At 66.9% G+C, this 5,621-nt stretch carries 14 protein-coding genes; all 14 read left to right on the forward strand.

The features are described 5' to 3' along the window. On the forward strand, positions 1–623 hold a 623-nt coding region (rpsC, locus tag ACRDPN_RS01390; protein WP_431445537.1), incomplete at its 5' end, for a 30S ribosomal protein S3. Next, entirely contained in the window at positions 623–1,042 is a 420-nt protein-coding gene (gene rplP, locus ACRDPN_RS01395) for a 50S ribosomal protein L16 (RefSeq protein ID WP_431445538.1), read from the forward strand. The genes rpsC and rplP, both read left to right, overlap by 1 nt. Further along, positions 1,042–1,266 carry a 50S ribosomal protein L29 gene (gene rpmC / locus ACRDPN_RS01400; RefSeq protein ID WP_431445539.1) on the forward strand — a complete coding sequence of 75 codons (225 nt, stop codon included), beginning with the start codon at positions 1,042–1,044 and terminating at the stop codon, positions 1,264–1,266. Before rplP ends, rpmC begins: the two co-directional genes overlap by 1 nt. Beyond that, positions 1,263–1,544, forward strand: a complete 282-nt coding sequence (gene rpsQ / locus ACRDPN_RS01405) for a 30S ribosomal protein S17 (RefSeq protein ID WP_431445540.1) — start codon at positions 1,263–1,265, stop codon at positions 1,542–1,544. The genes rpmC and rpsQ overlap by 4 nt, the downstream gene beginning before the upstream one ends. Before the next feature lie 10 nt (positions 1,545–1,554). Beyond that, a complete protein-coding gene (gene rplN / locus ACRDPN_RS01410; protein ID WP_431445541.1) occupies positions 1,555–1,923 on the forward strand; it encodes a 50S ribosomal protein L14 in 369 nt (122 codons plus the stop codon). A gap of 1 nt (position 1,924) precedes the next feature. After that, positions 1,925–2,299 (forward strand): 50S ribosomal protein L24, encoded by a 375-nt coding sequence (gene rplX, locus ACRDPN_RS01415; RefSeq protein ID WP_431445542.1) that lies wholly within the window; start codon positions 1,925–1,927, stop codon positions 2,297–2,299. 1 nt (position 2,300) lies between these two features. Then, positions 2,301–2,867, forward strand: a complete 567-nt coding sequence (gene rplE, locus ACRDPN_RS01420; RefSeq protein ID WP_431445543.1) for a 50S ribosomal protein L5 — start codon at positions 2,301–2,303, stop codon at positions 2,865–2,867. A gap of 36 nt (positions 2,868–2,903) precedes the next feature. Next, positions 2,904–3,089, forward strand: a complete 186-nt coding sequence (locus ACRDPN_RS01425) for a type Z 30S ribosomal protein S14 (protein ID WP_431445544.1) — start codon at positions 2,904–2,906, stop codon at positions 3,087–3,089. 67 nt (positions 3,090–3,156) lie between these two features. Further along, entirely contained in the window at positions 3,157–3,564 is a 408-nt protein-coding gene (gene rpsH / locus ACRDPN_RS01430) for a 30S ribosomal protein S8 (RefSeq protein WP_431445545.1), read from the forward strand. Positions 3,565–3,581: 17 nt separating this feature from the next. Continuing rightward, positions 3,582–4,124 carry a 50S ribosomal protein L6 gene (rplF, locus tag ACRDPN_RS01435; RefSeq protein WP_431445546.1) on the forward strand — a complete coding sequence of 181 codons (543 nt, stop codon included), beginning with the start codon at positions 3,582–3,584 and terminating at the stop codon, positions 4,122–4,124. A gap of 2 nt (positions 4,125–4,126) precedes the next feature. Next, positions 4,127–4,510: a 50S ribosomal protein L18 gene (rplR, locus tag ACRDPN_RS01440; protein WP_431445550.1), complete on the forward strand. Its 384-nt coding sequence runs from the start codon at positions 4,127–4,129 to the stop codon at positions 4,508–4,510. Further along, positions 4,510–5,130 carry a 30S ribosomal protein S5 gene (rpsE, locus tag ACRDPN_RS01445; RefSeq protein WP_431445547.1) on the forward strand — a complete coding sequence of 207 codons (621 nt, stop codon included), beginning with the start codon at positions 4,510–4,512 and terminating at the stop codon, positions 5,128–5,130. The genes rplR and rpsE overlap by 1 nt, the downstream gene beginning before the upstream one ends. Beyond that, complete coding sequence (rpmD, locus tag ACRDPN_RS01450) at positions 5,127–5,324, forward strand: 50S ribosomal protein L30 (RefSeq protein WP_431445548.1); 198 nt, start codon at positions 5,127–5,129, stop codon at positions 5,322–5,324. Before rpsE ends, rpmD begins: the two co-directional genes overlap by 4 nt. A gap of 1 nt (position 5,325) precedes the next feature. Next, on the forward strand, positions 5,326–5,621 hold a 296-nt coding region (gene rplO / locus ACRDPN_RS01455), incomplete at its 3' end, for a 50S ribosomal protein L15 (RefSeq protein WP_431445549.1).

The raw sequence follows: 5,621 nt of genomic DNA on the forward strand, positions 1-5,621 counted from the left end.
GCCCCGGCATCGTCATCGGACGCCGTGGCGCCGAGGCCGACCGCATCCGTGGCGACCTGGAGAAGCTCACCGGCAAGCAGGTGCAGCTCAACATCCTCGAGGTCAAGGCCCCCGAGCTCGACGCCCAGCTCGTCGCGCAGGGCGTGGCCGAGCAGCTGTCGGGTCGCGTGCAGTTCCGCCGTGCCATGCGCAAGGCGATGCAGACGACGATGCGCAGCGGCGCCAAGGGCATCCGCATCCAGTGCTCGGGCCGCCTCGGCGGCGCCGAGATGAGCCGTTCGGAGTTCTACCGCGAAGGCCGCGTGCCTCTGCACACGCTTCGTGCGGACGTCGACTACGGCTTCTACGAGGCCCGCACGACCTTCGGCCGCATCGGCGTGAAGGTCTGGATCTACAAGGGCGAGGTTGCCGGCACCCGCGCCGAGCGCGAGGCCGAGGCAGCCAAGCGTGCCGCTGCTCCGGGCCGTTCGCGCCCGCAGCGCGGACGTCGTCCCGGCCGTGAGGGCGCGCCCGAGCAGGCCGGCACGGCTGCTCCTGCTTCCGACGCCCCATCCCAGGGGAAAGCCACCGCCGCCGCCGCGCCAGCGGCGGCCACCGTCACCGCGGAAGGAGCAACGGAATAATGCTTATGCCCCGCAGAGTTCGGTACCGCAAGCAGCACCACCCCAAGCGCCGCGGCATGGCCAAGGGCGGAACCGAGCTCGCGTTCGGCGACTTCGGGATCCAGGCGATGGAAGGTCACTACGTGACCAACCGTCAGATCGAGTCCGCTCGAATCGCCATGACCCGCCACATCAAGCGTGGCGGCAAGGTCTGGATCAACATCTACCCGGACCGTCCACTCACCAAGAAGCCCGCCGAGACCCGCATGGGTTCGGGCAAGGGCTCCCCGGAGTGGTGGGTCGCCAACGTCAAGGCCGGACGCATCATGTTCGAGCTGTCGGGTGTCGATGAGGTCACGGCCCGCGAGGCCATGCGCCGCGCCATCCACAAGCTCCCCATGAAGGCCCGGTTCATCACCCGAGAGACGAGTGAGCTCTGATGGCCGACACCACGACAGCAGCTGAGCTGCGCACCCTGGACGCCGAGGCGCTCGAGCTCAAGCTGAGCGACACCAAGGAAGAGCTGTTCAACCTGCGGTTCCAGAACGCCACCGGCCAGCTCGACAACTCCGCCCGACTCAAGACCGTGCGCCGCGAGATCGCGCGCATCTACACGGTCATGCGCGAGCGCGAGCTCGGCATCATCGAGGAGGTCGACGCATGAGCGACCAGAAGGAAGACGTAGTGACTGATCGAACGGCACGCAAGGTCCGCGAGGGCCTCGTCGTCAGCGACAAGATGGACAAGACCGTCGTCGTCAACGTCGAGGACCGGGTCAAGCACGCCCTTTACGGCAAGGTGCTGCGCCGCAACATCAAGCTCAAGGCCCACGACGAGGCGAACAGCGCCGGCGTCGGCGACCGGGTTCTCATCATGGAGACCCGCCCGCTGTCGGCGACCAAGCGCTGGCGTCTCGTGGAGATCCTCGAGAAGGCCAAGTAGGAGACGACCGATGATTCAACAGGAGTCGCGACTCAAGGTCGCTGACAACACCGGTGCAAAGGAGATCCTCTGCATCCGTGTCCTCGGTGGCTCAGGTCGTCGTTACGCCGGTATCGGCGACACGATCGTCGCCACCGTCAAGGATGCGATCCCCGGTGGCAACGTCAAGAAGGGCGAGGTCGTCAAGGCGGTCATCGTGCGCACCGTCAAGGAGCGTCGTCGACCGGACGGTTCGTACATCAAGTTCGACGAGAACGCCGCCGTGCTCCTCAAGACCGACGGCGACCCGCGTGGAACCCGCATCTTCGGCCCGGTGGGCCGCGAGCTGCGCGACAAGAAGTTCATGCGCATCATCTCGCTCGCTCCGGAGGTGCTCTGAGATGGCGAAGAAGAAGACGATCAGCATCAAGAAGGGCGACCAGGTCAAGGTGATCGCCGGCAACGACAAGGGCGTCGAGGGCAAGGTCATCGACGTTCTCACCGAGGCCGACCGTGTCATCGTCGAGGGCGTCAACCGCGTCAAGCGGCACACCCGCGCCGGCCAGGAGGGTGGCGCCAGCACCGGCGGCATCATCACCAGCGAGGCGCCCATCCACGTGTCGAACGTGATGCTCGTGGTCGACGCCGACGGCGACAAGACCACCACCAGGGTCGGCTACCGCCGCGACGGCGTCACGAAGAGCCGTCCTGACGGCACCACCTACGGCGCGCACCGCAGCGTGCGCGTCGCCACGAAGACCGGGAAGGAGATCTGACATGGCAACGGCAGAACAGACCGCTGCGCCGCGGCTCAAGACGCGGTACCGCGAGGAGATCCTCCCCGCGCTCCGTGAGGACTTCGGCTACCAGAACGTCATGCAGGTACCGGGCCTGACCAAGATCGTCGTCAACATGGGCGTCGGCGAGGCTGCCCGCGACTCGAAGCTGATCGAGGGCGCCGTGCGCGACCTGACCGCGATCACCGGTCAGAAGCCGCAGGTGACCAAGGCCCGCAAGTCCATCGCACAGTTCAAGCTGCGCGAGGGCATGCCGATCGGTGCGCATGTCACGCTGCGCGGCGACCGCATGTGGGAGTTCCTCGACCGCCTGCTCACGCTGGCGCTGCCCCGTATCCGCGACTTCCGTGGGCTCAGCCCGCGTCAGTTCGACGGCCGCGGCAACTACACGTTCGGCCTCACCGAGCAGGCCATGTTCCACGAGATCGACCAGGACAAGGTCGACCGCTCGCGGGGCATGGACATCACCATCGTCACCACGGCGAAGAACGACGACGAGGGACGCGCGCTGCTCACCCGGCTCGGCTTCCCGTTCGCGGAGCGGTAGCGATGCGAACCGACAAGCAGAGTAAGGAGAACTGAGATGGCCAAGACAGGTCTGAGAAACAAAGCAGCTCGCAAACCGAAGTTCGCGGTGCGCGCCTACACGCGGTGCCAGCGTTGTGGTCGACCGAAGTCGGTCTACCGCAAGTTCGGCCTCTGCCGCATCTGCCTGCGCGAGATGGCACACCGCGGCGAGCTCCCCGGCGTCACCAAGAGCAGCTGGTAACCACCACCACCAACAGGCCGAAGGTCCCGATGACCGGGAAACCACGGCAGGAATGGAACACAGAACCATGACGATGACCGATCCGATCGCGGACATGCTCACGCGTGTCCGCAACGGCAACCAGGCGTACCACGACGCCGTGACCATGCCCTACTCCAAGCTGAAGGTCGGCGTTGCCGAGATCCTCAAGCAGGAGGGCTACATCACGGGGTTCTCGGTCACCGAACCGGCCGAGGCCGAGGTGGGCAAGTCGCTCACCATCACCCTCAAGTACGGCCCGCACCGCGAGCGCTCGATCGCCGGCATCCGCCGCATCAGCAAGCCCGGCCTGCGGGTCTACGCGAAGTCCACCCACCTCCCCAAGGTGCTCGGTGGCCTCGGCGTGGCGATCATCTCCACGAGCCAGGGCCTCCTCACCGACCGTGAGGCCAACACCAAGGGCGTAGGCGGAGAAGTTCTCGCCTACGTCTGGTGAGAGCGGAAGGAAAGCACATGTCGCGAATCGGCAAGATGCCCGTCACCGTTCCCACCGGTGTCGAGGTCGTCATCGAAGGCCAAGACGTCCGCGTCACCGGCCCCAAGGGAGCACTCGCCCACACGGTCGCCGCACCCATCACGATCGCTCGTGGTGACGACGGCAGCCTCGAGGTGGCCCGCCCCGACGACGAGCGTGAGAGCAAGGCCCTGCACGGCCTGAGCCGCACGCTCATCAACAACATGGTCCTCGGTGTCACCGAGGGCTACGAGAAGAAGCTCGAGATCGTCGGCGTCGGCTACCGCGTCATGGCGCGGGGCCCGGCCGCGATCGAGCTGAACCTCGGTTTCAGCCACCCCGTCAAGTTCGACGCGCCCGAAGGCATCACCTTCACGGTCGAGTCGCCCACGAAGTTCGCGGTGCACGGCATCGACAAGCAGCTGGTCGGCGAGGTCGCCGCGAACATCCGCAAGCTCCGCAAGCCCGAGCCGTACAAGGGCAAGGGCGTGCGCTACGCCGGCGAACGCGTGCTGCGCAAGGCCGGAAAGGCTGGTAAGTGACCATGGCCATCTCGATCAAGCACAGCAAGAGCACCACCGGACGCACGGCATCGCGCCTGCGCCGCCAGGTGCGCGGACGCAAGAAGCTCGAGGGCTCCGCCGAGCGTCCACGTCTGGTCGTCACCCGCTCGAGCAAGCACATCGTCGCTCAGGTCGTCAACGACCTCGAGGGCCGCACCCTGGTGTCGGCCTCGACGATGGAGGCCGACCTGCGCTCGTCGTCAGACGACAAGACCGCCAAGGCCCGCAAGGTCGGCGAGCTCGTCGCCGACCGCGCCAAGGCCGCCGGAATCGCAACGGTCGTCTTCGACCGGGCCGGCAACAAGTACGCAGGACGCGTCGCGGCACTCGCCGATGGCGCCCGTGAAGCAGGACTGGAGTTCTGATGAGCAACCAGCAACGTCGCGGAGGCGGCGATCGTCGCGGACGCGGTGGAGACCGTGGCGGCGACAAGTCCAACTACATCGAGAAGGTCGTCACGATCAACCGTGTCGCCAAGGTCGTCAAGGGTGGACGTCGCTTCAGCTTCACCGCGCTGGTGATTGTCGGCGACGGCGACGGCCAGGTCGGAGTCGGCTACGGCAAGGCCAAGGAAGTGCCCACCGCGATCGCGAAGGGCGTCGAAGAGGCGAAGAAGAGCTTCTTCCGCGTCCCGCGCATCCAGGGCACCATCCCGCACCCGGTCCAGGGTGAGGCCGCCGCCGGCGTCGTGTTCCTGCGCCCCGCGTCACCCGGTACCGGCGTCATCGCCGGTGGACCGGTGCGCGCCGTGCTCGAGGCCGCCGGTGTGCACGACGTGCTCAGCAAGTCGCTCGGCTCGTCGAACGCGATCAACATCGTGCACGCCACCGTCGAGGCGCTCCGTACGCTCGAGTCCCCCGAGGATGTGGCCAAGCGCCGCGGCCTGACGGTCGAAGAGGTCGCTCCGGCGGCCCTCCTTCGCGCCGGCAAGGAAGGCATCGCCGAGGCAGCAGCCAAGGCCGAAGCTGGAGCGGGGGCCTCGTGACGAAGCTCCAGGTCACCCAGATCAAGTCCGGCATCGGACGCCACGCGAACCAGCGGAACACGCTGCGCTCGCTGGGTCTGAAGCGCATCGGCGACGTCGTCCTCAAGGACGATCGCCCCGAGATCCGCGGCATGGTCGAGGCCATCCCGCACCTCGTCGACGTCAAGACTCTGCCTGATGAGGAGGCGAACTGACATGACGCTCAAGCTTCATCACCTGCGTCCTGCCCCCGGAGCCAAGAAGGCCAAGATCCGTGTGGGTCGCGGCGAGGGCGGCAAGAGGGGCAAGACCGCCGGACGCGGCACCAAGGGCACGAAGGCCCGTTACCAGGTGCCCGCCGGGTTCGAGGGCGGACAGATCCCGATCCACATGCGCCTGCCGAAGCTGAAGGGGTTCAAGAACCCGTTCCGCGAGGAGTACCAGGTGGTCAACGTCGAGCGCATCGGCACGCTGTTCCCCAAGGGGGGCACCGTCGACGTCGAGGCGCTGGT

The organism is Aeromicrobium sp., from assembly GCF_050700635.1.
GTDB lineage: Bacteria > Actinomycetota > Actinomycetes > Propionibacteriales > Nocardioidaceae > Aeromicrobium.